Consider the following 25,290-nt stretch of genomic DNA (forward strand, 5'->3'; position numbering starts at 1 on the left):
GTTAAGCAAAAAATTATTACGCCGCAATCAGTTCAGGTAAGGGGACCAGGACGGTTCTCTGACTTCGCCTTGAGCGGTAGGAAGTGGGAGCCTCACGCGGCCATTAAGCGACACGAGCATCAAGACTCCCCGGCCCTGCTGGCGGGTGGCGTAGATTAGCATGGTGCCGTTTGGCGCAACAGTGGGAGACTCATCAAGACTCGTTTCCGAGAGAATCTTTACACTTCCGCGTTGCAAATCCTGGGCCGCAACTTTGAAGTTGGTGAAGCCCTGCTGGCGATGGATCATCACCAGGGTCTTTTCGTCCGCCGACAGTTTCGGGTTGGCGTTGTAGTTACCCACGAAAGTTACACGCTCGGCACCACCGCCACCGATCGACTGCTTGTAGATTTGCGGCTTGCCGCCACGGTCGGAGGTGAAGTAAAGGGTGTTGCCATCCTTGCCCCAGAACGGCTCGGTGTTGATGCCCGGGCCAGCGGTGACGCGGGTGATCTGGCGCGAAGCCACGTTCATCACGTAGATGTCCGGGTTGCCGTCCTTCGACAGCACGAACGCCAGGCGCGAGCCGTCCGGCGACCAGGCTGGCGCGCCGTTCAGGCCTTCGAAGTTGGTGACCTGCTCACGGCGACCGGTATCGATGTGCTGGACAAAGATGCGTGGGCGCTTCTGCTCGAAGGAGACATAGGCGATACGCTTGCCATCCGGCGCAAAGCGTGGCGACAGGATCGGTTCACGCGATTGCAGCAGGGTGACCGCACGTGCACCGTCGTAGTCCGAGCGCTGCAGGGTATAGCGGGTGTTGTTGGTAGAGAAGCGCTCGGCCGTCACGTACAGCATGCGGGTGGAGAACGCCCCCTTGATGCCGGTGAGCTTCTCGAACGACTGGTCGGAAATGTAGTGCGCCATGTCGCGCAGCTGATCGACGCTGCCCGCCACGCTGCCGGTCAGCACTTGCTGCTCGGTGGCGACGTTGAACAGTGCGTACTGCACCTGCAGGCGACCGCCCGACGGCACGATGCTGCCGACCATCACGTACTGCGCGCCCAGCGCTTTCCAGTCACGGAAGATCACTTCGCTGGCCTGCGACGGCTGGCTGATCATGTTCTGCCGCGGAATCGGCGAGTAGTAGCCGGAGTTGCGCAGGTCGTTGCCGATGATGTCGGCCATGTCTTCCGGCAGCACGCTGCCGCCCTGCAGACCGAACGGCACTACCGCGATGGGCGTGGCCCGGTCGCTGCCGCTGGTGACCAGGATGTTCTTTTCCTCTGCAACGGCCATGCCTGCCACGCAGCACAGCATGACCAGCAGTCCTCTCAGACGTTTAATCACAACGCTAGATCCTCAGGTGTAAATGTCATCTTGAACGAACGATATTGGTTGAAATCGCTCGGCTTCATACCCTGCATCTCGGTCAGACGACCGATGTTCTTCACTGCTGCCACCGCCGAGCTGTCGTACGGGCCGTCACCACTGGACCGGGCCACGCTGACGCTGGTGATGGTACCGTCCGGCAACATGTTGATCTGCAGGACCACCGTCATGCCCTTGCGCGCGGAAGGCGGACGAGCCCAGCCCTCGGCCGCGCGCATGCGGATCAGGTCGTCGAAGTCGCCGGCCACCTGGTCACCCTGCTCGTCGGCCAGCGCCTGCTGCCGTTCGGTGGTGTCGGACAACAGCTCGGCCAGGGCCTGGGCTTTCTTGTCTTCCGCCGCCTTGCGGGCCGCTTCCTGTGCCTTTTTCTTCTGGGCATCTGCAGCGGCCTTTTTCTTGGCCTCTTCAGCTGCCTTCTTCTTCGCTTCCTCGGCTACCGCTTTCTTCTTGGCGTCCTCGGCTGCTTTCTTCTTGGCCTCTTCGGCCGCCTTTTTCTTGGCGTCCTCGGCGGCTTGTTTCTTCGCCTCTTCAGCGGCCTCTTTCTTGGCCTCTTCTTCGGCTTTTTTCTTTTCTTCCTCGGCCTTCTTCTTGGCGATGTCGGCCTGCTGCTTCTCGGCAGCCTTCTTCGCCTCTTCGGCCTTCTTGGCTTCGGCGGCCTTCTTGGCCTCGGCGGCCTTGGCGGCCTCGGCAGCTGCCTCGGCTTTCTTGGCTTCGGCGGCCTCGCGGGCCTCCTCGGCCTTTTGAGCAGCGTCGGCTTTCTTTTGTTCCGCGGCCTTCACGGCCTCCTGCTCGACCTTCTTCTGTTCCAGCTGCTCGACTTCGGTCTGGCGCGAAGCGGTTTTCTTCGCTTCCCCGGCAATCTTCTGATTGGTCTGGGTGGTCGCCTGGCTCTTGGACTTGAGCTGGTACAGGGTAGCCTGGACGATCGGCTTGGATGGCGGCAGCTCAGGCGTCATGGCAAAACTGACGAACAGCAGGGCGAACACCAGCACATGCAGGCCGATGGCCCAGATACTGGGCCAGAAGTAGCTTTCCGAGGCGGATGGCTCTCGCTGTTGCATCAGGGCGCCTCGGTAATCAGGCCAACGTTACCGACACCGGCCTTCTGCAACCCGCCCATGGCACCCATGACCGCGCCATAGTCGACAGCCTTGTCGCCACGAATGAACACCTGGGTCTGCTTGCCCTGGTCACGGCCGGCGGCAATGATCTTGGTCACCGCGTCGGTCATGGCTGGCAAGGTCATGGCCTTGTCCATCTGCTTGTCGGTATCGACTTCGCTGCCGAGGTTCCAGTAGTAGGTCTTGTCGGCCTTGATGGAGATGGTGAGGATCTGGACGTTGTTGTCCTGCGGCAAGGCTTCACTGGAAACCTTGGGCAGGTCTACCTTGACGCCCTGGTTGAGCATGGGCGCCGTCACCATGAAGATGACCAGCAGTACCAGCATCACGTCGATGTAGGGCACCACGTTCATCTCGGCGACGGGCTTGCGTTTGTGGCGAACTCGGGCCATGGGCTTCTACCTGATTACTCTTCGCTGGTGTGCACTTTGCGGTGCAGGATCGCCTGGAACTCGTCGGCGAAGGTGTAGTAACGGCCGATCAGCACTTCGCTGCGCGCCGAGAAGCGGTTGTAGGCGATGACCGCCGGAATTGCCGCGAACAGGCCGATGGCGGTGGCGATCAGCGCTTCGGCAATACCCGGGGCGACCGTGGCCAGGGTGGCCTGCTGGGCGCTGGCCAGGCCGCGGAAGGAGTTCATGATGCCCCATACGGTACCGAACAGGCCGATGTACGGGCTGGTCGAACCGACGGTGGCCAGGAACGGCAGGCTCTGCTCGAGCTTTTCTTCCTCGCGCGAGATGGCTACGCGCATGGCACGGGCAACGCCCTCCATGACCGCGTCCGGGTCAACACCTGGCTGCTGGCGCAGGCGCGAGAATTCCTTGAAGCCGGCACGAAATACCTGCTCGACACCAGAATCCGGGTCTGGGTTACTGCCTGCCTGGCGGTACAGCTTGGACAGGTCGATGCCCGACCAGAAGCGCTCCTCGAAGGCATCCAGCGCACGACGACCGGCGCGCAGCATGGTGCTGCGCTGGAAGATCATGACCCATGAGGTGACCGAGGCGGCCACCAGGGTCAGCATTACCAGCTGTACCAACACGCTGGCATTGCTGACCAGACTCCACATGGAGGTATGGTCGACGACGTTAGCTTCCACGCTTATTCTCCTGCATTCGATTGAGTACCCGAGCCGTCCGCCGCAAAGGCGTCACGCAGCTCCGGGGGTATGGCTCGGGGTTTGAAAGTGTCGGCGCGCACGGCGGCCACCAGGAACTGCCCTTCACAGAGCAGCGTTTCATCCTTTTCCCGCCAGACCTGCTGCACGAAGCGCAGGCTGGCGCGATTGAGTTCAAGTACTTGCGCGGTGACCCGCAGCTCGTCGTCCAGCCGCGCCGGCGCGTGATAGCGCGCTTCGCTGGAGTGGACTACGAACAGCAGGTTGTCTTCGGCCAACTGCGCCTGGGAAAAGCCCAGGTGCCGCAGCCGCTCGGTACGCGCGCGCTCCATGAATTTCAGGTAATTGACGTAATACACCACGCCACCGGCATCGGTATCTTCGTAATAGACACGACAACGGTGTGCGAACGGTTCCAGGCCATTTTGCGCGCGCATACTCTAGTGCTTACTCCTCAGCTTGCCAATCCGCTATGGCAACTGTTTTTTCTTCATTAATGTCTTATTGCCAGCGCACCCTCGGCATGCCAGCGGTAGGACCACGAAAAGCCGTTTTCGATCTGTCACTCATCGCCCGTTTCGGAAAAATCACCACCCTCCCCCAGGCGCCCGGGCACGTTCAGGCCAAAGTGCAGGTAGGCATGCCGGGTGACCACGCGGCCGCGCGGCGTGCGCATGATGTAGCCTTGCTGGATGAGGTACGGCTCGAGCACGTCCTCGATGGTGTGGCGCTCTTCACTGATGGCTGCCGCCAGGTTGTCCACGCCGACCGGGCCACCGTCGAACTTCTCGATCATGGTCAGCAGCAGGCGGCGGTCGGAGTGGTCAAAGCCGCGCTCGTCCACGTCCAGCAGGTTGAGCGCCATGTCGGCCACGGCCTTGGTGATCTGGCCCTTGCCGCGCACTTCGGCGTAGTCGCGCACGCGGCGCAGCAGGCGGTTGGCAATACGTGGCGTGCCGCGGGCCCGGCGGGCGATCTCGTAGGCACCCTGGTCTTCGATGGCCAGGCCGAGGATGCCGGCCGAACGGCTGACGATGGTGGCCAGGTCCTTGTCGCTGTAGAACTCCAGGCGCTGGACGATACCGAAGCGGTCCCGCAGCGGGTTGGTGAGCATGCCGGCACGGGTGGTGGCACCGACCAGGGTGAACGGCGGCAGGTCCAGCTTGATCGAGCGGGCAGCAGGCCCTTCGCCGATCATGATGTCGAGCTGGAAATCCTCCATCGCTGGGTACAGCACCTCTTCGACGACCGGTGACAACCGGTGGATCTCGTCGATGAACAGCACGTCGTGCGGTTCGAGGTTGGTCAGCATGGCCGCGAGGTCGCCCGGGCGCTCGAGGATAGGCCCCGAAGTGCTCTTGACCGACACGCCCATTTCCTGGGCGATGATGTTGGCCAGGGTGGTCTTGCCCAGGCCGGGCGGGCCGAAGATCAGCGTGTGGTCGAGCGACTCGCTGCGGCCACGGGCGGCCTGGATGAACAGCGCCATCTGCTCGCGCACCACCGGCTGGCCGATGTACTCGTCCAGCCGCAGCGGGCGAATCGCACGGTCCTGGACTTCTTCACGGTCGCGGCCACTGGCGGCGATCAGGCGGTCGGCTTCGATCACTTGGTAATCATCCCTTTCAGGCTGCGACGAATCAGTTCCTCACTGCTCAGGCCGGCCTTGTCCTTGATCGCGGCGATTGCCTTGCTGGCTTCCTGCGGCTTGTAGCCCAGCGAAACCAGGGCGCTGACGGCATCGGCTTCGGCTGTGGATGCGCTTGCGACCGGCAGCGGCCCGTCGGAGACCAGGGTAAACATGGCCGGGGAGGTTTCCCAAGCCTTGAAGCGGTCCTTGAGCTCGACCAGCAGGCGTTCGGCGGTCTTCTTGCCGACACCGGGCACGCGCACCAGGGCCGAAGTATCCTGGGCCTGCACGCAGCGCACCAGCTCGTCCACTTCCAGCCCGGACATGAGCGCCAGGGCCAGCTTCGGCCCTACGCCGTTCAGGCGGATGAGCTCGCGGAACAGCTCGCGCTCACGCTTTTCGGCAAAACCGTAGAGCAGGTGAGCATCCTCGCGCACCACCAGGTGGGTGTGCACGGTTACGGGTTCGCCCACCTTGGGCAGACGGTACAGCGTGGTCATGGGAACTTCCAGTTCGTAACCCACGCCGTTGACGTCGATAATCAGGTGCGGCGGCTGTTTTTCCGCCAGGGTGCCGCGCAAACGTCCAATCACGTTCCGATCCTTCCTCTCGGGGAGCCGGTCAAAGACCGCTCAACCCTATCAGCAAATGCAGCGGGTGAACGCATCACCCGAACAAAATATGTATCAGCGCATGAAGCGCCTACAGACGCAAGCGCCCTCCGCGCCGCCGCGCCGTGGCCAGGCCATGCGGCACCAGGCTGGAGCGGGTATGGGCGTGGCACAAGGCGATGGCCAGGGCGTCGGAGGCGTCGATCTGCGGCTTCTGCGTCAGTTTCAGCAGGTGCATGACCATCATCATCACCTGCTCCTTGTTGGCCCCTCCGGTACCGGCTACCGCCTGCTTGACCTGGGTGGCGCTGTATTCGGCGATTTCCAGGCCGGCTTCGGCGGCGGCGACGATGGCCGCACCACGGGCCTGGCCGAGCTTGAGCGCCGAGTCGGCGTTGCGGGCCATGAACACTCGCTCGATGCCCATGGTTACCGGGCCGTGCTGGGCGATGATTTCACCCACGCCACGAAAGACGATCTGCAGCCGCTCGTGCAGCTCGCCGCTGCCGGTGCGAATGCAGCCCGACGCCACGTATTCGCAACCACGGGCGGTCTGGCGTACCACGCCATATCCGGTGATGCGCGAGCCGGGGTCGATACCAAGAATCAGAGTCATAGTGCCTGTCAAAAAATTGATGCATCTCTGCAAACTGTACCGGCCCTTTCACGGGTAAACCCGCTCCCACAGGTACTGCACCGACTCTGAATGTGGTGCAGTACCTGTGGGAGCGGGTTTACCCGTGAAAGGGCCGGTACAGGCGCTGACAAACTTGAAGAACTGGCATGGATAGCCAGGACACCTTAGCCGAGGTTTTCCATGATCTCGTCGGAAATCTGGGCATTGGAGTAGACGTTCTGCACGTCATCCAGGTCTTCGAGCATGTCGATCAGCTTGAGTACTTTCTCGGCACCGTCCTGGTCGAGTTCGGCGCTGGTGGTCGGCTGCATGACGATTTCCGCGTCAGCGGCCTTGAAGCCAGCCTCTTCCAGGGCATTGCGCACGGCGTAGAAGCTGTTGAACGAGGTGAACACGTCGAACGAGCCGTCGTCGTTGGCCACCACGTCATCGGCATCGGCTTCCATCGCCGCTTCCATCAACGCGTCTTCTTCCACGCCCGGGGCAAAGCTGATCTGCCCCTTGCGCTCGAACAGGTAGGCCACCGAACCGTCGGTACCCAGGTTGCCACCACACTTGGTGAAGGCGTGACGCACCGCAGCGGCGGTACGGTTGCGATTGTCGGTCATGGCCTCGACCATGATCGCCACGCCACCCGGACCGTAACCTTCGTAGCTGAGCTCTTCGACGTTATCGCTTTCGTTGGTGCCGGCACCACGGGCCACGGCACGATCGATGATGTCGCGGCTCATGTTGGCGCCCAAGGCCTTGTCCAGCGCCAGGCGCAGGCGCGGGTTGGATGCCGGGTCAGCACCGCCCTGCTTGGCGGCGACCGTCAGCTCACGGATCCACTTGGTGAAGATCTTGCCTCTTTTGGCATCCTGGCGCTCTTTGCGGTGCTTGATGTTCGCCCACTTGGAATGACCAGCCATAACGACTCCGAATCCTTTGAATCACAAACAGCCCCGCCCCTGTACGGGGCGGGACGGGAAATTGCCTGCGCCGAAACGCAAAGGCGCATCCATGTGGATGCGCCCGGGGACTGCTTACTCGACCTTGGTCTGTTCGCGCAGTCGGATGTGCAGCTCGCGCAGGGCCTTGGCGTCGACCATGCCAGGAGCCTGGGTCATGACGCACGCGGCGCTCTGGGTTTTCGGGAAGGCGATCACTTCACGGATCGACTGGGCGCCGGTCATCAGCATGACCAGACGGTCCAGGCCGAAGGCCAGACCACCGTGAGGCGGTGCACCGAACTTCAGGGCGTCGAGCAGGAAGCCGAACTTCTCTTCCTGTTCTGCCGCTTCGATGCCCAGCAGGCGGAACACGGCCTGCTGCATCTCTTTACGGTGGATACGGATCGAACCGCCACCCAGCTCGGTACCGTTCAGAACCATGTCGTAGGCACGGGACAGGGCCGCGGCCGGGTTGGCCTCGAGCTCTTCCGGGGTGCACTTCGGCGCGGTGAACGGGTGGTGCAGCGCGGTGAAGCTGCCGTCCTCGTTCTCTTCGAACATCGGGAAGTCGACCACCCACATCGGTGCCCACTCGCAGGTCAGCAACTCGAAGTCATGGCCCAGGCGGATACGCAGCGCGCCCAAGGCTTCGCTGACCACCTTGAACTTGTCGGCACCGAAGAACACGATGTCACCGTCAACGGCGCCAACGCGGTCGAGGATGGTGTTGAGGTTGGCCTCGGGGATGTTCTTGACGATCGGCGACTGCAGGCCTTCGACGCCCTTGGCACGCTCGTTGACCTTGATGTAGGCCAGGCCCTTGGCACCGTAGATGCCGACGAACTTGGTGTACTCGTCGATCTTGCTGCGTGGCATGCTGGCACCGCCCGGCAGGCGCAGGGCAGTAACGCGGCACTTCGGATCGTTGGCCGGGCCGGCGAACACCTTGAAGTCGACGTCCTTGAGCTGGTCGGCAACGTCGACCAGTTCCAGCGGAATACGCAGGTCCGGCTTGTCGGAGCCGTAGCGGCGCATGGCCTCTTCAAAGGTCATGTGCGGGAATTCGCCGAATTCCAGATCCAGCACTTCCTTGAACAGCTTGCGGATCATGCTCTCGGTCAGGCCCATGATCTCGCTTTCATCGAGGAAGCTGGTCTCGATGTCGATCTGGGTGAATTCCGGCTGGCGGTCGGCACGCAGGTCTTCGTCACGGAAGCACTTGGCGATCTGGTAGTAGCGATCGAAGCCGGCAACCATCAGCAACTGCTTGAACAGCTGCGGCGACTGCGGCAGGGCAAAGAAGCTGCCGGCATGAGTACGGCTGGGCACCAGGTAGTCACGCGCGCCTTCCGGGGTGGCACGGGTCAGGATCGGCGTCTCGACGTCAAGGAAGCCGTTTTCGTCGAGGAAGCGACGGATGCTGCTGGTGATACGCGAACGCAGGCGCAGCTTGTCGGCCATTTCCGGGCGACGCAGGTCGATGAAACGGTAGCGCAGGCGGGTTTCTTCGCCGACGTCGGAGTATTCGTTCAGCGGGAACGGTGGGGTTTCCGCTTCGTTGAGCACGTTCAGCTGGTAGCCGAGGATCTCGATGGCACCGGAAGCCATGTTGGCATTCACCGCACCTTCAGGGCGCTTGCGGACCTTGCCGGTGATCTGCACGACGTATTCGCTGCGCACGCGGTCGGCAGCGGCGAAGGTTTCGGCGCGATCCGGGTCGAACACGACCTGGGCCATGCCTTCGCGGTCACGGATGTCGAGGAAGATCACCCCGCCGTGGTCGCGGCGACGATGGACCCAGCCGCAAAGGGTGACTTCCTGGCCGTCCAGGCTCTCGTTCAGTTGGCCGCAATAATGGCTGCGCATCATGATGGTGGTTTCGCTTCTCGTGATTCGTGTATTCGGTGGAGGCCTTGGCCGCCCGGAGAGGGCTAATATTGCAAGACCCGGTCACAGCATTCAACTCAGTCGGCCTTGTCGCCGCCTGCCAGATTCTTTTTCGCCCCGGTCTTGAAGTCGGTTTCGTACCAACCGTTACCGCTCAGGCGGAAGCCTGGCACCGACAGCAGCTTCTTCAGCGCCGGCGCCTGGCAGGCCGGGCAATCGGTCAGCGGCGCGGCGCTGATCTTCTGCAGCACTTCCATGCGGTGCTCGCAGGATGCACATTGATAGTCATAAAGGGGCATGGGTGTCTCTCGTCAACCACAACGCTGGCTGCCGGGGCAGCAAAAAGCGGGATTATATATGGTTAACAAGCACTGCGCAGCCCGCCAGGCGATCAGCGCACACTTGGCGGGTCCAGCAGCCAGGCGACGCAGATCACCCGGATCAGCCCGCTGAAGTTGCGCACCCCGCCTTGTCGCAGGTGCACCTCACGGTCCACATAGGACAGGACCGCACTGACCGAGCAGCGGTTGGCCGCGGCGATGCGCTCCAGGATACCCCAGTAGACGGCCTCCAGCCGCAGGCAGGTGGAAAAACCGTTGAGCCGCACCGAGCGTGACACGGGCTGGGTCTGCAACATGTCGAAATCCGCCTTGAACGGGTCGATGCACTGTTTACCCGGCCAACGCCCCTGGCCAGCCACACGCTTGCTTGCTTGCGTCATGCGCCACACTTCCTCGTCACAGGTACCAGGTGGCCTATGAAGCGCTGTTGGGCGAGCTTAAAGCAGCGGCAAAATCTTCCTGCACAAAATTGCGCAGGACCTGCAGGAGCGGCCTTGTGTCGCGATGGGCTGCGAAGCAGCCCCGGAAATTTGTGCAATGCGCTCAAACCGTGGGGCTGCTTCGCAGCCCATCGCGACACAAGGCCGCTCCTACAAGGGCCGGTACAGCGCTGGGTATCTACTTGCCGTCGAGCAGTACCCGCAGCATCCAGGCGGTCTTCTCGTGCACCTGCATGCGCTGGGTCAGCAGGTCGGCGGTCGGCTCGTCACTGACCTTGTCCACCACCGGGAAGATGCTGCGCGCGGTACGCACCACGGCTTCCTGGCCCTGCACCAGCTGGCGGATCATCTCGTCGGCATGCGGCACCCCTTCCTCCTCCTTGATCGAGGAGTGCCGCGCATAAAATGCATAGGACCCCGGTGCCGGGAAGCCCAGGGCGCGGATGCGCTCGGCAATCGAGTCGACCGCCAGCGCCAGTTCGTTGTACTGCTCTTCGAACATCAGGTGCAGGGTGCGGAACGACGGACCGGTGACGTTCCAGTGGAAGTTATGGGTTTTCAGATACAACACATAGGTATCCGACAACAGGCGGGACAGCCCATCGACGATGGACTTGCGATCTTCTTCACTGATACCGATATCAATTGCCATGAAGTTCCCCTTTCCATAAGGCGTGAGACCCAAGCGGGTGCCGACCACTGTAGCAACACTTGGTTTGCACCGCATGTGACATGGCGCAACACATCGCCCCTCGGGGACAGCGGTTTGAGTAGCCTGCGGCTTTACTGTTAAATAGGCATGGTGCCACCCGTGCGGATTGCCATTTGCCGGGTGCATAGGCTGGCCTGCCGCGTGTTCGCGCTCTACACCTCATGCGCACCGTGCTACCAGCTCTTCCTGTGATCGGCCTTATCAACTGTGAGCCAACCCCATGTTCAAAATCGTCCATCTGGTGACGGGCGTGGCAGCCTTGCTGCTATCGCTCATGCCCAGCCTGAAAACCGATGCGTTACCCTTCCTGCAACAACCCGACGCGGTCTACCTCGCCCTGCTCGGCCTGCTCAACCTCGTACTGGCCCCCGTCGTGCCACTGTACTACCGCGGCGCGCGGCAGCAACTGCAGCATCTGGCCTGCGCCCTGCTGGTGGTGGCTGTGGTGCTGCAGACCCTGACACTGCTGGCCCGCCCGGAAATGGGCAACCTGGCCGCACTGGTCTGCGCAGCGCTGGCCGTGGCCGTGCACCTGGCCGTGGGCTTTGCCCGCAGCCCCCGCAAGGCACGCACCAGCCAGCACGCGGCGCAGGATGCCGGCAATCGTGATACCGGCACCGTGAAATGGTTCAACACGTCCAAAGGCTTCGGCTTCATCTCCCGCGACTCGGGCGATGATATCTTCGTGCACTTTCGCGCCATTCGTGGCGAAGGCCACCGCATCCTGGTGGAAGGCCAGCGCGTGGAGTTTTCCGTGATGCACCGCGACAAGGGCCTGCAGGCCGAGGATGTGGTCGCGGTAACCCGCCGCTGATCCTGTTTGCAGAAACCATCCCTTGTGGGAGCGAGCATGCCGCGCCCACAAGGTTTGTGTGCATCCAGCGGAATATGTGTAGCAGGTTCAGGTATCAATAATGAGGCGGCGGCGCCTCGTCCCCTTCGCTGCCATACTGGCCAACCATCTCTTCGTAGCGTTTGATCAGCTCGGCCATCTGCAACTGCAGCCGCTCGATCACCCGGCCCTGCTCGACCACCACGTCATTCAATGCCTGGATGGTGTCATCCTGAAACGCCAGGCGGGTTTCCAGTTCGACCACTCGTGATTCAAGCGGCATATCAGGCCTCCTGGTAACCGGCGAGATGCAGCCCGCGCAGGCGCTGGCGGATGGCTTGCACCTGGTCGTCGGTGTAGGCCGCCACCGGGCACTTGCCCCACACCGGTGCCGGCCAGGCGGCGTCGTCGCGCTGGCGCACGATCACGTGCATGTGCAACTGGCTGACCACATTACCCAAGGTAGCCACGTTCATCTTGTCGGCGCTGTAGCTGGCTTTCAGCGCTTCGGCCAGGCTGATGGTTTCCTGCCACAACTGCTGCTGCTCTGCAGCATCGAGCTCGAACACTTCGCTGATGCCAGCGCGCTTGGGCACCAGGATGAACCATGGATAGTTGGCATCCTTGCTCAGCAGCAACTGGCACAGCGCAAACTCCCCCAGCACCAGCGAATCCTGCTGCAAACGCGAATCGAGGACGAACACGGCAAATCTCCTTCAGGCAGAACCAACCCGCTTCACGCGGAAAACAGGCCTGCAAGGATACCCTGCACGTTCCCGGTAACACAGCGCTACTTTTCGCACCAAAATGAGGCTACCGATACCCCTCGCACCACACTTGTCACCCCGCGGGTGACGCGGCATGAACAAGTTGCGGTAACACATTGACTTTCATGACAGCTTTTCAAATTTTAACGATTCTTGACTGCGCTACCGCATCAGGCGGCTCCCGCCCCGTGTTTACGGCACTTTCCGACCCCCGGTAGCAGGTTTTGTGAAAATTTCATGAAGCGTTGTGAATTTTGAGCACGCTTGTTGCATTCCTTTCACGCCAAGTCGGCACGACATCTGCATCGGCGGGTGAACGCGACAAATAACAACAGCGACAGTGGTTACCAGGGAGTTTCCCAACCGGAATCGGTAGTTACAGGTTCTTTACGGTGAAAGAAGCAGCGCTGGTGTTGACGACCCTTAAACCGGGGCGTGATTTGCGACATGGAACTACCTAAAAGCGACATGGAGAAAAAGTTCCGAAAAGGATGCTTATACCCATATCGCCAAGAACAGTCAGCGTGCTATACATTTTCGCCGACATAACAAGAAAGAGCTGCCCCATATAACTAGAACACTTGGACGCAGCGGTACTCTTCCTAAAAACCAAAGGAGCAAATCACGATGCGCGTGATGAAGTGGAGCATGATCGCCCTGGCCGTTGCGGCAGGGACCTCGCAGTTGGCATTGGCCTCTTCCCAGGACGAGTCCAAAGGTTTCATCGAAGACAGCAAGCTGAACGTCAAGACCCGCATGCTGTACTTCAGCCGTGACTTCCGTAACAACCCAGCCGGCACCCAGAGCCGTCGTGAAGAAACCGGCCTGGGCTTCCTCGGCACCTTCGAGTCCGGCTTCACCCAGGGCACCGTGGGTGTGGGTGTCGATGCCATCGGCATGCTCGGCCTGAAACTGGACAGCGGCAAGGGCCGCGCCGGTACCGGCCTGTTCCCTACCGGCTCTGACGGCCGTTCGCAAGATGACTACTCCAAGGCCGGCGGCGCGGTTAAATTCCGCATCTCCGACACCGTGCTGAAAGTGGGTGACCAGTTCACCGCTCTGCCGGTCTTCGCCACCGACGACAGCCGCCTGCTGCCTGAAATCGCCCAGGGCACCCTGATCACCAGCAACGAGATCGAGGGCCTGACCCTGCACGCTGGTCATTTCACCAGCCTGACCGCCCAGGAGCAGACCAACCGCGACAGCTTCGGCCTGAAGGAAGCCAACGTGGTAGGTGGTACCTACGCCTTCACCGACAACCTCAGCACCAGCCTGTACTACTCGAAGGTTGAAGACTACTGGCGCAAATACTACGCCAACGTCAACTGGGCTCTGCCGATCTCGGACAAACAAGGCCTGGTGTTCGACTTCAACATCTATGACACCAAGAGCGAAGGCTCGGCCGAGTACCGCGCATTCGATGGCGACAAGCTGGACAACCGCGCGTTCAGCCTGTCGGGCGCCTACAACATTGGCGCTCACACCTTCACACTGGCCTACCAGAAAGTCACCGGCGACGGCGACTACGGCTATGGCATCGACGGTGGCGGCACCATCTTCCTGGCCAACTCCGTGGCCCGTTCCGACTTCAACGCCGAAGACGAGAAGTCCTGGCAGGCTCGCTACGACCTGAACTTCGCCGAATACGGCATCCCGGGCCTGACCTTCATGACCCGTTATGTACGCGGTACCGACGCCAACGTCGCCGGCACCAGCAACGGCAAGGAATGGGAACGCGACGTCGACATCAAGTACGTGCTGCAGAGCGGCCCGGCAAAAGACCTGAGCTTCCGCGTGCGTCAAGCCACCTATCGCTCTTCCGATGGCGTCTACTACGATTCCCCATCGATCGACGAACTGCGTCTGATCGTAGAGTACCCGCTGAGCATCCTGTAAGCCTGGCTTGCAGTGCCCCGCACTTGAAAAAGCCCGGCGATCACGCCGGGCTTTTTCTTGGCTGACAAGCGTCACGCCCTGGGGCATCCTGTACGCCTTCGTTTCGCCCCCGTACAATGCGGGGTCATTTCAATGTCTTAGGCAATCGACACGGCTCACCATGCGCACCAGTCAATATTTGCTCGCCACCCAGAAAGAAACCCCTGCCGACGCAGTGGTCATCAGCCATCAGCTCATGCTGCGTGCCGGCATGATTCGCAAACTGGCCTCTGGCCTGTACACCTGGCTGCCGATGGGCTTGCGGGTTATGCGCAAGGTCGAGGCCGTGGTGCGTGAGGAAATGAACGCCGCCGGCGCCCTGGAAGTGCTGATGCCCAGCATCCAGCCCGCCGAACTGTGGCAGGAATCCGGCCGCTGGGAACAGTATGGCCCCGAGCTGCTGCGCCTGAAGGACCGGCACCAGCGCGACTTCTGCGTCGGCCCGACCCACGAGGAAGTGATCACCGACCTGGCCCGCAACGAGCTGTCCAGCTATAAACAGCTGCCGCTCAACATGTACCAGATCCAGACCAAGTTCCGTGACGAGATCCGCCCGCGCTTCGGCCTGATGCGCGGTCGCGAGTTCATCATGAAGGACGCCTACTCGTTCCATGCCGACCAGGCTTCCCTGCAGGAAACCTACGACCGCATGCACCAGGCGTATAGCAACGTGTTCACCCGCCTGGGCCTGGACTTCCGCCCGGTGCAGGCCGACACCGGCTCCATCGGTGGCAGCTATTCGCACGAGTTCCACGTACTGGCCGAGTCCGGCGAAGACGACGTGATCTTCAGCGACAGCTCCGACTACGCCGCCAACATCGAGAAGGCAGAGGCCATCCCGCGTGAAACCGTGCGCCCAGCCCCTACCGAGGAGCTGCGCCTGGTCGACACGCCAAACGCCAAGACCATCGCCCAGCTGGTGGAAAACTTCGGCCTGCCGATCGAGAAGACCGTCAAGACCCTGATCGTGCGCGGTGCCGAAGAAGGCAAGCTGGTAGCACTGATCGTGCGTGGCGACCATGAGCTCAACGAAATCAAGGCGGCCAAGCTGGAACAGGTTGCCGACCCGCTGGTCATGGCCACCGACGCCGAACTGCGCGAGGCCATTGGTGCCGGCGCCGGCTCGCTCGGCCCGCTGAACCTGCCGCTGGAAATCGTCATTGACCGCTCGGTTGCCCTGATGAGCGACTTCGGCATTGGCGCCAACATCGACGACAAGCACTACTTCGGCGTGAACTGGGAGCGTGACCTGCCGGTTCCACAGGTCGCCGACCTGCGTAACGTGGTCGAAGGCGACCCGAGCCCGGACGGCCAGGGTACCCTGGTGATCAAGCGCGGCATCGAAGTGGGCCACATCTTCCAGCTCGGCACCAAGTACAGCGAGGCGCTGAAGTGCCAGGTACTGGGCGAGAACGGCAAGCCGGTAACCCTGTCCATGGGCTGCTACGGCATCGGTGTGTCCCGCGTGGTCGCAGCTGCCATCGAGCAGAGCTACGACGAAAAGGGCATCATCTGGAACGACGCCCTGGCCCCGTTCCAGATCGCCCTGGTACCGCTGCGCTACGAAACCGAGGTGGTTCGCGAGGCGACCGACAAGCTGTACGCCGAGCTGACTGCTGCCGGTTACGAAGTGCTGCTGGACGACCGTGACAAGAAGACCAGCCCAGGCATCAAGTTTGCCGACATGGAGCTGATCGGCATCCCGCACCGCATCGTCGTCAGCGATCGCGGCCTGGCCGAAGGCAACCTGGAGTACAAGCACCGCACCGAGCAGGACGCCCAGGCGTTGCCGCTCAATGAAGTGCTGACCTTCCTGCAGGCCCGCGTTCGCCGCTGATAACCAATGCACGAGTGATCATGTTCAAGCGAAGTACCTTTCCCCTGGGGGGCGCCGCACTGTGCGGCGCTCTGCTCGTCAGCGGCTGCGCCAACCAGATGTCCCAGCGCAGCGACCATGAGGAGCGCGTCGAGCGCAAACTGCTCGAGCACACCCTGCAGATCGATGTCGGCGAGCCGAAGGTGATGGAGCTTCCGCAACGACGTGTGCGCGTGCATGAGCAGAAGCGCTTCGAAGTCACCGAATTCGAAGTCACCCGCAGCTATGACCGCTACACGCCTTACCAACCCTGGCGGGAGATCTACGAGATCCCGCTGGGTGCGGTGGCCGTGGTGGCAGGCGTGGGTGCCAACGTGGTCAATGTCTTCGCCCTGGGCAACCTCCCGGAAAGCATCACCCACGACTGGCTCAGCTACGGCGTGGACGGGCTCAACCCGTTCATGAACGTGCCGTCCAACGGCCGTGCCCAGCAGAACCTGGCCGGAATCAGCGAAGTGCAGAAAGGCAAGCGCGAGGAATCTACCAGCGTGCCCTGGAGCGAACGCCTGGTCGAGGTCAAAGCCGGCAAGATGACCCACGAGCTGACCACCGACAGGAACGGCGTGCTGCGCCTGAACCTGCTCGACAGCCCGTTCTCCGAGCAGAACCTCAACCACATCGGTACCCTGCACCTGCAGGTGCTGGATGAGGACAACGCGGTACGTGGCGATGCCAGCCTGCTGGTCAGCGCCACCCTGCGCAACAAACTGCTCGAAGCCCATGAACTGATCTTCGATGACCTCGAAGATGACGATGTCGGCCAATGGGTTCACCGGGTCAAGCGCTTGTCCGAACTCGGCCTGGAAGAAGAAGCCAGTGAAATGGAACAGAGCCTGATCGAACTGACCCGCAACGATCCGGAGTTGCAGCAGGAGTTTCTGCAGTCGCTGACCAAGGCCACTGGCCGGTTGGTGGCCGACCCGGGCGCGAAGTAACCCGCATCACGCAATACCTTGTAGGAGCGGCCTTGTGTCGCGATGGGCTGCGAAGCAGCCCCATGATTTCAGCCTTGATGCATGAATTGCCGGGGCTGCTTCGCAGCCCATCGCGACACAAGGCCGCTCCTACAGGGACCGCGTTAAATTGGCGGGCCATTTACTGAGGCGGGAACAGCTCCAGCTGCTCATGCGCCCCGCGCAAGTCGCGCAACCTCACGCCTACCCCAAGCAAGCGCACCGGCTTGCCACCACGGGCAAACGCCTGACCCAGCAACTGGCGATAACTCTCCAGGTCCCTGCCCGCCCCCGCCTGCTCCATGGTGGTCTGGCTGAAGTCATGGAACTTGACCTTGACGAAGGGTTTTTCCGGCCGGTAACTGCTGTCCATGCGGGCGATACGCTCGTTCAGGCTCTCCAGAAGTTCGGGCAGCCGTGCCAGGCAACTGGCCAGGTCCGGCAGGTCGGTGTCGTAGGTGTTTTCCACGCTGACCGACTGCCGGCGACTGTCATTGTGCACGGCACGCTCATCGACACCCCGTGCCAGCCCCCACAAACGCTCGCCAAAGCTGCCGAACTCGCGCACCAGCGCCAGACGCGACCATTCGCGCAGCTCCAGGCAGGTTTCGATACCCAACCGCGCCAGCTTGTCTGCCGTTACCTTGCCCACCCCGTGCAACCTGGCCACCGGCAGGGCGGCGACGAATGCCTCCACTTCGCCCGGGGTAATCACGAACAGGCCATTGGGCTTGCGCCAGTCACTGGCGATCTTGGCCAGGAACTTGTTTGGCGCCACACCGGCCGAGACAGTGATATGCAGGGTGCGGGCGACACGGCGGCGGATATCCTCGGCAATGCGCGTGGCGCTGCCCGAGTACCACTGGCTGTCACTTACATCCAGGTAGGCCTCGTCCAGCGACAGCGGCTCGATCAGTTCGGTGTAGTCACGGAAGATCGTGTGGATTTCCCGCGAGGCTTCACGGTAGGCCTCGAAGCGCGGCTTGACGATCAGCAGGTCCGGGCACAGCTTCAGCGCGTGCCGCGACGACATGGCCGAACGCACGCCGTAGGCACGCGCTTCATAGTTGCAGGTGGCGATCACCCCACGGCGGTCGGCCGAGCCCCCCACCGCCATGGGCCGCCCGGCCAGGCGCGGGTCGTCACGCATTTCGATCGCGGCATAGAAGCAATCGCAGTCGACGTGGATGATCTTGCGCAAGGACATGGATGACCGTCAGCACTGTAAATTCATACAGATAGTATCGCATGCGCCCTCGGGTATGCAGCCTGTGCGCGACATTGCTCGATAATCGGCCTGAAAGCCCCGTCGCGCCTGAGCTGCGGGCCATATACAGACGCTAAGAGTTTGAACAGGAAAGGTTTTTTCAGAAAAAAGCTTGACACCCACGGGTAAATCCGTAGAATTCGATCTCACAGGCGCGGGATGGAGCAGCCTGGTAGCTCGTCGGGCTCATAACCCGAAGGTCGTCGGTTCAAATCCGGCTCCCGCAACCAGATTCGAGAAAAGGCCACTGTTCACGCAGTGGCCTTTTTCTTTGCGTCAAATAATGCGCTGATAGAAATTTCAAAAAAATCAACGACTAGCGCTTGACACCCATTCTGAAAACTGTAGAATGCGCCCCACTGACGCGGGATGGAGCAGCCTGGTAGCTCGTCGGGCTCATAACCCGAAGGTCGTCGGTTCAAATCCGGCTCCCGCAACCATATTCGTCAGAACAAACCCCGCCTGTGTAACAGCAGCGCGGGGTTTGTTGTTTCTCCCCTCCTGCTTTTCGTCGCCCCCGATTCTCCCGTCCTCCAGCCAACCCGCAGGCTTGAGAGGTCGTGCCCAGGATGAACTATCTTTAACCCTGCCAGGCCGCTGAAAGCGCTCGAGGCCGGAGTAACATTGGATACGTTTTTCCTAAGGGACTTTCACTTGGCCACACTTTTCCCTCACCTCGCGCTGCATGCCCGGGGCAATCCATGACTTCGCACAACCCCGAATCCCCGGTGCCGCTTGCCACAACGCTGCCTGGCGCCGCGCAACGTTTGCCCTTGCTGGAGCGCATGAGCCGTTACCGCCAGCCCATCGGCCTGGTAGTGACACTGGTGTTGTTCACCATGGCCTTGGTCGCCTGTCGCCACCTGTTGAGCGAGTTGGACATCTATGCCTTGCACGATGCCATGCTCAGCGTGCCTACCCAGTCGTTACTTGGCGCCTTGCTGGCAACTGTGCTCGGTTTCGTGATCCTGCTTGGTTACGAGTGGTCGGCCAGCCGCTATGCCGGCGTGAAACTGCCCGCGAGCAGCCTGGTGCTGGGCGGCTTCAGCGCTTTTGCCATAGGTAACGCCATCGGCCTGTCGATGCTTTCGGGCGGTTCGGTGCGCTATCGCCTGTATGCGCGCCAAGGGGTTGGCGCAGGTGAAGTTGCACGGATGACCGTTTTTGCCAGCCTGTCACTGGGCTGCGCGCTACCGCCCCTGGCCGCCTTGGCGACCTTGAGCGACCTGCCGGCGGCCTCGGCCGCACTGGGTTTGGCGCCAGGCTTGCTGGCGGGTATCGCCATAGCGGTGTTGCTGGTGTGCAGCGTGCTGATGTTCGGCCTGTACCGCCGACGCCTGGCTGAACAACCACTGGCCAACAACCTGCTGGTACAACTGGGCCGCCGCACGCTGCGCCTGCCGGGCGCACGCCTGGCTGCCCTGCAATTGCTGATCACCGCACTGGATGTCGCCGCTGCCGCCACCGTGCTGTATCTGCTGCTGCCCGAAGCACCGCCGTTCGGTGCCTTTGTCCTGGTGTACCTGCTGGCCTTGGCCGCAGGTGTGCTCAGCCACGTCCCGGGCGGCGTCGGGGTATTCGAAGCCATACTACTGGCGGCTTTTGCCGACCAACTTGGCGCGGCGCCGCTGGCAGCGGCACTGCTGCTGTATCGGCTGATCTACGTGGTGCTGCCGCTGCTGCTGGCCTGCGCGCTGCTACTGGCCAACGAGGCCCGGCGCCTGCTGTTCGCGCAACAGGCTATCAAGGCCGCTTCCGGGCTGGCTGCACCGATCCTTTCGATCCTGGTATTCCTGTCCGGGGTGGTGCTGCTGTTCTCCGGTGCCACGCCCGAAATCGACACCCGCCTGGAGCACATGGGTTTCCTGGTTCCGCACCGCCTGATCGATGCTTCGCATTTTGGCGCCAGCCTGATCGGCGTGCTGTGCCTGCTGCTGGCCCAAGGCCTGCGCCGGCGCCTGTCCGCCGCCTGGCTGCTGACCACCGTGCTGTTGCTGGTCGGTGCCCTGCTGTCGCTGCTCAAGGGCTTCGATTGGGAAGAGGCCTGCTTGCTGACCCTCACTGCCGCCCTGCTCGCTCTGTTCCGCCGTTCCTTCTACCGTCCCAGCCGCCTGCTCGAGTTGCCGTTCTCGCCGGTGTTTCTGGTAGCCAGCGCCTGTGTGGTCGGCGCATCGGTTTGGTTGTTGCTGTTCGCCTACCAGGATGTTCCCTACAGCCATCAGTTGTGGTGGCAGTTCACCCTCGATGCCGATGCCCCGCGTGGCCTGCGCGCCGCCATGGGCAGCGCCTTGCTGCTGGCGGCCGTGGCCCTGACCTGGCTGCTGCGTACCGCACCACCGGTGATCCACTTGCCTGACGAAGAAGAGCTGCTGCGTGCCAACCGCATTCTGCTGGCATCCGACCAGCCAGATGGCGGCCTGGCGCTGACCGGTGACAAGGCGCTGCTGTTCCACCCTGGCAACAACGCCTTCCTCATGTACGCCCGTCGCGGTCGCAGCTTGGTGGCCCTGTACGACCCGATCGGCCCGGCCCAGGAGCGCGCCGAGATGATCTGGCAGTTCCGCGACCTGTGCGACCTGCACCATGCCCGTCCGGTGTTCTATCAGGTGCGCGCCGAGAACCTGCCGTTCTACATGGACATCGGCCTGACCGCGCTGAAGCTGGGTGAAGAAGCCCGGGTCGACTTGCGCCGCTTCGACCTCGAAGCCAAGGGCAAGGAGATGAAGGACCTGCGCTACACCTGGAACCGTGGCGGCCGTGACGGCCTGAGCCTGGAAATCCATGAACCCGGGCATGCCCCGCTGGCAGAGCTGAAGGAAATTTCCGACGCCTGGCTTGGCGGCAAGAACGTGCGCGAGAAAGGCTTCTCGCTGGGGCGCTTCAGCCCTGAATACCTGCAGCATTTTCGCATTGCCCTGATCCGCTTCCAAGGCCGCCCGGTGGCTTTCGCCAACCTGCTGGAAACCCATGGCAAGGAACTGGCCAGCCTCGACCTTATGCGTGCGCACCCCGAGGCCCCGAAGCTGACCATGGAATTCATGATGATCGGGCTGATCTTGCACTACAAAAGCCATGACTACGCTCGCTTCAGCCTGGGCATGGTGCCGCTTTCCGGCCTGCAGCCACGGCGTGGGGCGCCCTTGACCCAGCGCCTGGGCTCGATGGTGTTCCGCCGTGGCGAGCAGTTGTACAACTTCCAGGGGCTTCGACGCTTCAAGGACAAGTTCCAACCGGACTGGGAACCCCGTTACATGGCCGTGCCGGCCGGGCTCGACCCGCTGGTGGCACTGGCCGACACCGCCGCCCTGATCGCAGGCGGCCTGACTGGATTGGTGAAACGTTGATGACCCGACGCTTTTGGCTGTACCTGCTGGTTCCCCTGCTGTTGGCTGCCCTGGGAGGCGCGCTGGCATTCTGGTTATGGACGCGCCCGGCTCCCGAGGCACGCCTGGAACAACTGAGCATCAATGACACCCGCATCACCCGTGTGACCCCAGCCGTGCACCCCAAGGCCCGGGTGGCCATCGGCGTACCCCAGGACCAGGCGCTGACCGACAGGCAGCTGCTGGACCTGGCCCAGGCTGGCGAAGCGCAACTGGTGCAGGTGATCCTGCCGCCCAATGACTGCAGCAAACAACAACAGGCCCTGGACCAGGCCTTGGGCCAGTTACCGGAGAAGCCGACCCTGGTTGCCGGTATCGGCCCTGGCGCCGCCCAGGCCTGGCGCTGGCTGGCCAGCCAGAACAACGACAAGGCGCGGGCGATTTCCGTGGGCTTCAGCCTGGAACAGCCGGGCTGCCAAACAGCGCTGCCGAAGTCGGCCGCCCACGGCCACTGGAACGTCGCCTGGAACGACAACCCGGATGACGCCAGCGCCGCCTTCGTGCGCGACCAGGCCAATGCCGAAACCAGCATCAGTGACTACGACATCCACCTGCCACAAGTGCTCAAGGCCCAACTGACCCAGGCCCTGGTCGGCCACGACGGCAACGCCCTGGCCATTCCGGTAGTCGAGGTGCCAGCCGGGCAGACCACCGACACGGTCACCCTGTTCCTTTCCGGTGATGGCGGCTGGCGAGACCTGGACCGCGACGTGGCCGGGGAAATGGCCAAGCTTGGTTACCCGGTGGTCGGCATCGACACGCTGCGCTACTACTGGCAACACAAGACCCCGGAACAAAGCGCCGCCGACCTGTCCGAGCTGATGCAGCACTACAGACAGAAGTGGGGCACCAAGCGCTTCGTGCTGACCGGCTATTCGTTCGGTGCCGACGTCCTGCCGGCGATCTACAACCGCCTGCCGGCCGAGGACCAGCAGCGTATCGACGCGGTGATGCTGCTGGCCTTTGCACGCAGCGGCAGCTTCGAGATCGAAGTCGAGGGCTGGCTGGGCAAGGAAGGCCAGGAAGCGCCAACCGGGCCGGAAATGGCCAAACTGCCGGCGTCCAAGGTGGTGTGTGTGTATGGCGTGGAAGAAACCGACGAGAGCGGTTGCACCGACAAGACTGCGGTGGGTGAACGCCTGAAGCTGCCGGGGGGGCACCACTTCGACGAAAACTACCCGGCACTGGCCAAGCGCCTGATCGGTGAGATCGAGACGCGCCAGGGCAAGTCGAGTGTGGCTGAGCAGAACTGATAAGGCTTGCGGCCCATTCGCGGGTAAACCCGCTCCCACAGGTACAGCGCAAGCTTTGAAAGCTATGCGCTCCATGTGGGAGCGGGTACTGCCTTGAAATCTGTGTTGCCCCTCAGATCTCGACCTGGGTCCCCAGCTCGATCACCCGGTTCAGCGGCAGGTTGAAGAAGCGCAAGTTGCCGTTGGCATTCTTCAGCAGGAACGCGAACAGGTTGCCCCGCCAGCGCGACATCCCCTCCAGCCGTGAGGCGATCACGGTCTCGCGGCTGAGGAAGAAGGTGGTGCGCATCGGGCTGAAGTCCAGGTCTTCCAGGTGGCACAGCTTCAACGCCGCCGGCACGTCCGGTTCGTCCATGAAGCCGAAGTGCAGCAACACGCGGAAGAACCCATCGCCATAGGCCTCCACTTCAAAGCGCTCCTGTTCCGGCACGCGTGGCCGGTCCTCGCTGACCACCGTCAACAGCACCACCTGGCTGTGCAGCACCTGGTTATGCAGCATGTTGTGCAACAGCGCATGGGGCACCGCATCGGAGCGTGCCGTGAGGAACACCGCCGTGCCTTCGACCCGGTGCGGAGGCTGAATGCGGATACTGCTGATGAACAGCTGCAGCGGCAGCGCGCCTTCGTCGATGCGCTCCATCAGGATCTGCTTGCCACGCTTCCAGGTGCTCATCAACAGGAACAGCACAGCGCCGGCCAGGACCGGGAAGGCCCCGCCCTGGATGATCTTCGGCACGTTGGCGGCAAAGAACAGCCCATCCACCAACAGGAAACCCATCAGGATCGGCACCGCCAGCACCGGTGGCCACTTCCATAGCAGCAGCATCACCGCCGAAACCAGGATGGTGGTCATCAGCATGGTACCGGTCACAGCCACCCCGTATGCCGCCGCCAGGGCACCGGATGACTCGAAACCGAGCACCAGCAGTACCACGCCGACCATCAGTGTCCAGTTGATCGCACCGATATAGATCTGCCCTTGTTCATCGCTGGAAGTGTGCTGGATCTGCATGCGTGGGATGTAGCCCAGCTGAATGGCCTGGCGGGTCAGGGAGAACGCCCCCGAGATCACCGCCTGCGAAGCGATCACCGTGGCCATGGTAGCCAGGCCGACCATCGGCAGCAGTGCCCAGCCCGGCGCCAGCAGGTAGAACGGGTTACGTGCTGCATCCGGGTCCTGCAGCAGCAACGCGCCCTGGCCAAAGTAGTTGAGCACCAGCGCCGGCAGCACCAGGGCAAACCAGGCCCGAGCGATCGGCTTGCGGCCAAAGTGGCCCATGTCGGCGTACAGCGCCTCGGCACCGGTCAGCGCGAGGACCACCGCGCCGAGAATGGCAACGCCCATCCCGGGGTGAACCACGAAGAAGTTGACCGCCCAGGCCGGGTTGAAAGCCTTGAGCACTTCCGGGCTCTGCGATATGCCGTACACGCCCAGCGAGCCCAGCGCCAGGAACCAGGTGACCATGATCGGGCCGAACAGCTTGCCGATCTTCTCGGTGCCGTGCTTCTGCACCAGGAACAGCGCCACCAGGATCACCAGCGAAATCGGTACAACCCAGTGATCGATACCATCAAACGCCAGGCCCATGCCTTCCACCGCCGACAGCACCGACACCGCCGGCGTGATCATGCTGTCGCCATAGAACAGCGAAGCGCCGATCAACCCGCACACCACCATCAACGTACGCAACCTCGGGTAGGCCGCCGTGGCCCGCCGCGCCAGCGCGGTCAGCGCCATGGTGCCGCCCTCGCCCTGGTTGTCGGCGCGCAGGATGAACATCACGTACTTGAACGACACTACCCATAGCAGCGACCACAGGATCAGCGACAGGATCCCCAGCACGCCGTCATGGTTGACCGGCACTCCGTACCCGCCGCTGACGACCTCCTTGAGGGTATACAACGGGCTGGTGCCGATATCGCCATAAACCACCCCGACCGCCGCCACGAGCAGGCTCAACGACCGCGTCGCACCCTGCTTCCCCTCGTGCCCGCCCTCGGCGTGACTGCTTGCCTGAACCATCGACCACTCCCGCAGACGGCCTTGCAAGGCCAGTAAAATTCCCGATGCGCCAGGTGATACTGATACCCCCGGCGCAATGGCGCGAAGCATAGCGCAGCGTTCGTCGCATTTCTGCTGGTCAAGCGACCCTGCGCTCGCTAGAATTGCGCACTTTTTGATCAGAGGCGCCAAAAGCGCCCGTCAAGATCGCCCCCGATTC

23 protein-coding genes and 2 tRNA genes are annotated in these 25,290 nt (G+C 62.4%); 8 read left to right on the forward strand and 17 right to left on the reverse strand.

The annotated features are described in order from the left end of the window. Positions 1-27: 27 nt before the first annotated feature. The 13 genes from tolB to GYA95_RS17040 form a co-directional block, all read right to left on the reverse strand. Positions 28-1,299, reverse strand: coding sequence for a Tol-Pal system beta propeller repeat protein TolB (gene tolB / locus GYA95_RS16980; RefSeq protein ID WP_043935851.1), 1,272 nt, complete (start codon positions 1,297-1,299; stop codon positions 28-30). 26 nt (positions 1,300-1,325) lie between these two features. Further along, positions 1,326-2,432 (reverse strand): cell envelope integrity protein TolA, encoded by a 1,107-nt coding sequence (gene tolA / locus GYA95_RS16985; protein WP_013973804.1) that lies wholly within the window; start codon positions 2,430-2,432, stop codon positions 1,326-1,328. Then, on the reverse strand, positions 2,432-2,884 hold the full coding sequence (gene tolR, locus GYA95_RS16990; RefSeq protein ID WP_003254760.1) for a protein TolR: 453 nt from the start codon (positions 2,882-2,884) through the stop codon (positions 2,432-2,434). Before tolR ends, tolA begins: the two co-directional genes overlap by 1 nt. A 14-nt stretch (positions 2,885-2,898) precedes the next feature. Next, positions 2,899-3,594, reverse strand: coding sequence for a protein TolQ (tolQ, locus tag GYA95_RS16995; protein WP_015271471.1), 696 nt, complete (start codon positions 3,592-3,594; stop codon positions 2,899-2,901). Positions 3,595-3,596: 2 nt separating this feature from the next. Then, the gene (ybgC, locus tag GYA95_RS17000; protein WP_015271472.1) at positions 3,597-4,049 is read right to left on the reverse strand and encodes a tol-pal system-associated acyl-CoA thioesterase; all 453 of its coding nucleotides are present in this window, start codon (positions 4,047-4,049) and stop codon (positions 3,597-3,599) included. A 125-nt stretch (positions 4,050-4,174) separates the two neighbouring features. After that, complete coding sequence (gene ruvB / locus GYA95_RS17005; protein WP_004375289.1) at positions 4,175-5,221, reverse strand: Holliday junction branch migration DNA helicase RuvB; 1,047 nt, start codon at positions 5,219-5,221, stop codon at positions 4,175-4,177. After that, complete coding sequence (gene ruvA, locus GYA95_RS17010) at positions 5,218-5,835, reverse strand: Holliday junction branch migration protein RuvA (RefSeq protein ID WP_015271473.1); 618 nt, start codon at positions 5,833-5,835, stop codon at positions 5,218-5,220. The genes ruvB and ruvA overlap by 4 nt, the downstream gene beginning before the upstream one ends. A 109-nt stretch (positions 5,836-5,944) precedes the next feature. Continuing rightward, the gene (gene ruvC / locus GYA95_RS17015; protein ID WP_004375291.1) at positions 5,945-6,469 is read right to left on the reverse strand and encodes a crossover junction endodeoxyribonuclease RuvC; all 525 of its coding nucleotides are present in this window, start codon (positions 6,467-6,469) and stop codon (positions 5,945-5,947) included. A 185-nt stretch (positions 6,470-6,654) separates the two neighbouring features. Further along, positions 6,655-7,401: a YebC/PmpR family DNA-binding transcriptional regulator gene (locus tag GYA95_RS17020; protein ID WP_013973810.1), complete on the reverse strand. Its 747-nt coding sequence runs from the start codon at positions 7,399-7,401 to the stop codon at positions 6,655-6,657. 114 nt (positions 7,402-7,515) lie between these two features. Next, on the reverse strand, positions 7,516-9,291 hold the full coding sequence (gene aspS, locus GYA95_RS17025; RefSeq protein WP_015271474.1) for an aspartate--tRNA ligase: 1,776 nt from the start codon (positions 9,289-9,291) through the stop codon (positions 7,516-7,518). A gap of 95 nt (positions 9,292-9,386) precedes the next feature. Continuing rightward, a complete protein-coding gene (locus GYA95_RS17030) occupies positions 9,387-9,608 on the reverse strand; it encodes an FmdB family zinc ribbon protein (RefSeq protein WP_003254776.1) in 222 nt (73 codons plus the stop codon). 92 nt (positions 9,609-9,700) lie between these two features. Then, positions 9,701-10,030 carry a ribbon-helix-helix domain-containing protein gene (locus GYA95_RS17035; RefSeq protein WP_015271475.1) on the reverse strand — a complete coding sequence of 110 codons (330 nt, stop codon included), beginning with the start codon at positions 10,028-10,030 and terminating at the stop codon, positions 9,701-9,703. A gap of 238 nt (positions 10,031-10,268) precedes the next feature. Beyond that, positions 10,269-10,742, reverse strand: a complete 474-nt coding sequence (locus tag GYA95_RS17040; RefSeq protein WP_013973814.1) for a Dps family protein — start codon at positions 10,740-10,742, stop codon at positions 10,269-10,271. Positions 10,743-11,022: 280 nt separating this feature from the next. On the opposite strand from GYA95_RS17040, the gene GYA95_RS28180 reads away from it, so the two are divergent. After that, positions 11,023-11,616, forward strand: coding sequence for a cold-shock protein (locus tag GYA95_RS28180; protein ID WP_015271476.1), 594 nt, complete (start codon positions 11,023-11,025; stop codon positions 11,614-11,616). Between the two features lie 94 nt (positions 11,617-11,710). Here the strand turns inward: GYA95_RS28180 and GYA95_RS17050 are convergent, their stop codons facing one another. Together GYA95_RS17050 and GYA95_RS17055 are read right to left on the reverse strand one after the other, a co-directional pair. Further along, positions 11,711-11,917: a SlyX family protein gene (locus GYA95_RS17050; protein ID WP_015271477.1), complete on the reverse strand. Its 207-nt coding sequence runs from the start codon at positions 11,915-11,917 to the stop codon at positions 11,711-11,713. 1 nt (position 11,918) lies between these two features. Next, positions 11,919-12,338: an HIT family protein gene (locus GYA95_RS17055; protein WP_015271478.1), complete on the reverse strand. Its 420-nt coding sequence runs from the start codon at positions 12,336-12,338 to the stop codon at positions 11,919-11,921. Positions 12,339-13,028: 690 nt separating this feature from the next. Between GYA95_RS17055 and GYA95_RS17060 the strand changes: the two genes are divergently transcribed. From GYA95_RS17060 to GYA95_RS17070, 3 genes are all read left to right on the forward strand, one after another. After that, positions 13,029-14,297 carry an OprD family porin gene (locus GYA95_RS17060; protein WP_013973818.1) on the forward strand — a complete coding sequence of 423 codons (1,269 nt, stop codon included), beginning with the start codon at positions 13,029-13,031 and terminating at the stop codon, positions 14,295-14,297. Between the two features lie 160 nt (positions 14,298-14,457). Continuing rightward, a complete protein-coding gene (locus GYA95_RS17065; protein ID WP_015271479.1) occupies positions 14,458-16,173 on the forward strand; it encodes a proline--tRNA ligase in 1,716 nt (571 codons plus the stop codon). 20 nt (positions 16,174-16,193) lie between these two features. Further along, positions 16,194-17,147 carry a lipoprotein gene (locus tag GYA95_RS17070; protein ID WP_015271480.1) on the forward strand — a complete coding sequence of 318 codons (954 nt, stop codon included), beginning with the start codon at positions 16,194-16,196 and terminating at the stop codon, positions 17,145-17,147. Positions 17,148-17,307: 160 nt separating this feature from the next. Here GYA95_RS17070 and dinB read toward each other — a convergent pair whose 3' ends face one another. Continuing rightward, the gene (gene dinB, locus GYA95_RS17075; RefSeq protein WP_161551482.1) at positions 17,308-18,366 is read right to left on the reverse strand and encodes a DNA polymerase IV; all 1,059 of its coding nucleotides are present in this window, start codon (positions 18,364-18,366) and stop codon (positions 17,308-17,310) included. Positions 18,367-18,585: 219 nt separating this feature from the next. Between dinB and GYA95_RS17080 the strand changes: the two genes are divergently transcribed. From GYA95_RS17080 to GYA95_RS17095, 4 genes are all read left to right on the forward strand, one after another. Then, positions 18,586-18,662, forward strand: a tRNA-Met gene (locus GYA95_RS17080). Between the two features lie 133 nt (positions 18,663-18,795). Further along, a tRNA-Met gene (locus tag GYA95_RS17085) sits at positions 18,796-18,872 on the forward strand. 261 nt (positions 18,873-19,133) lie between these two features. Next, positions 19,134-21,776, forward strand: coding sequence for a bifunctional lysylphosphatidylglycerol flippase/synthetase MprF (gene mprF / locus GYA95_RS17090; RefSeq protein WP_015271482.1), 2,643 nt, complete (start codon positions 19,134-19,136; stop codon positions 21,774-21,776). Next, on the forward strand, positions 21,776-23,068 hold the full coding sequence (locus tag GYA95_RS17095; protein WP_015271483.1) for a virulence factor family protein: 1,293 nt from the start codon (positions 21,776-21,778) through the stop codon (positions 23,066-23,068). The genes mprF and GYA95_RS17095 overlap by 1 nt, the downstream gene beginning before the upstream one ends. A 112-nt stretch (positions 23,069-23,180) precedes the next feature. On the opposite strand, the gene GYA95_RS17100 is transcribed toward GYA95_RS17095, so the two are convergent. Then, positions 23,181-25,091 carry a potassium transporter Kup gene (locus GYA95_RS17100; protein ID WP_161551454.1) on the reverse strand — a complete coding sequence of 637 codons (1,911 nt, stop codon included), beginning with the start codon at positions 25,089-25,091 and terminating at the stop codon, positions 23,181-23,183. Between the last annotated feature and the right edge of the window lie 199 nt (positions 25,092-25,290).

The sequence above is a fragment of the Pseudomonas asiatica genome, assembly GCF_009932335.1.
GTDB classification, from domain to species: Bacteria; Pseudomonadota; Gammaproteobacteria; order Pseudomonadales; family Pseudomonadaceae; genus Aquipseudomonas; species Aquipseudomonas asiatica.

Coding starts and splice junctions, on each gene's coding strand:
- ruvC (WP_004375291.1), bottom strand. CDS start 6,469: ATGACTCTGATTCTTGGTATCGACCCCGGCTCGCGCATCACCGGATAT.
- GYA95_RS17065 (WP_015271479.1), top strand. CDS start 14,458: ATGCGCACCAGTCAATATTTGCTCGCCACCCAGAAAGAAACCCCTGCC.
- tolB (WP_043935851.1), bottom strand. CDS start 1,299: ATGCTGTGCTGCGTGGCAGGCATGGCCGTTGCAGAGGAAAAGAACATC.
- GYA95_RS17070 (WP_015271480.1), top strand. CDS start 16,194: ATGTTCAAGCGAAGTACCTTTCCCCTGGGGGGCGCCGCACTGTGCGGC.
- ybgC (WP_015271472.1), bottom strand. CDS start 4,049: ATGCGCGCGCAAAATGGCCTGGAACCGTTCGCACACCGTTGTCGTGTC.
- GYA95_RS17100 (WP_161551454.1), bottom strand. CDS start 25,091: ATGGTTCAGGCAAGCAGTCACGCCGAGGGCGGGCACGAGGGGAAGCAG.
- GYA95_RS17095 (WP_015271483.1), top strand. CDS start 21,776: ATGACCCGACGCTTTTGGCTGTACCTGCTGGTTCCCCTGCTGTTGGCT.
- tolA (WP_013973804.1), bottom strand. CDS start 2,432: ATGCAACAGCGAGAGCCATCCGCCTCGGAAAGCTACTTCTGGCCCAGT.
- GYA95_RS17030 (WP_003254776.1), bottom strand. CDS start 9,608: ATGCCCCTTTATGACTATCAATGTGCATCCTGCGAGCACCGCATGGAA.
- mprF (WP_015271482.1), top strand. CDS start 19,134: ATGACTTCGCACAACCCCGAATCCCCGGTGCCGCTTGCCACAACGCTG.
- GYA95_RS17060 (WP_013973818.1), top strand. CDS start 13,029: ATGCGCGTGATGAAGTGGAGCATGATCGCCCTGGCCGTTGCGGCAGGG.
- GYA95_RS17050 (WP_015271477.1), bottom strand. CDS start 11,917: ATGCCGCTTGAATCACGAGTGGTCGAACTGGAAACCCGCCTGGCGTTT.
- tolR (WP_003254760.1), bottom strand. CDS start 2,884: ATGGCCCGAGTTCGCCACAAACGCAAGCCCGTCGCCGAGATGAACGTG.
- aspS (WP_015271474.1), bottom strand. CDS start 9,291: ATGATGCGCAGCCATTATTGCGGCCAACTGAACGAGAGCCTGGACGGC.
- GYA95_RS28180 (WP_015271476.1), top strand. CDS start 11,023: ATGTTCAAAATCGTCCATCTGGTGACGGGCGTGGCAGCCTTGCTGCTA.
- GYA95_RS17040 (WP_013973814.1), bottom strand. CDS start 10,742: ATGGCAATTGATATCGGTATCAGTGAAGAAGATCGCAAGTCCATCGTC.
- GYA95_RS17035 (WP_015271475.1), bottom strand. CDS start 10,030: ATGACGCAAGCAAGCAAGCGTGTGGCTGGCCAGGGGCGTTGGCCGGGT.
- GYA95_RS17020 (WP_013973810.1), bottom strand. CDS start 7,401: ATGGCTGGTCATTCCAAGTGGGCGAACATCAAGCACCGCAAAGAGCGC.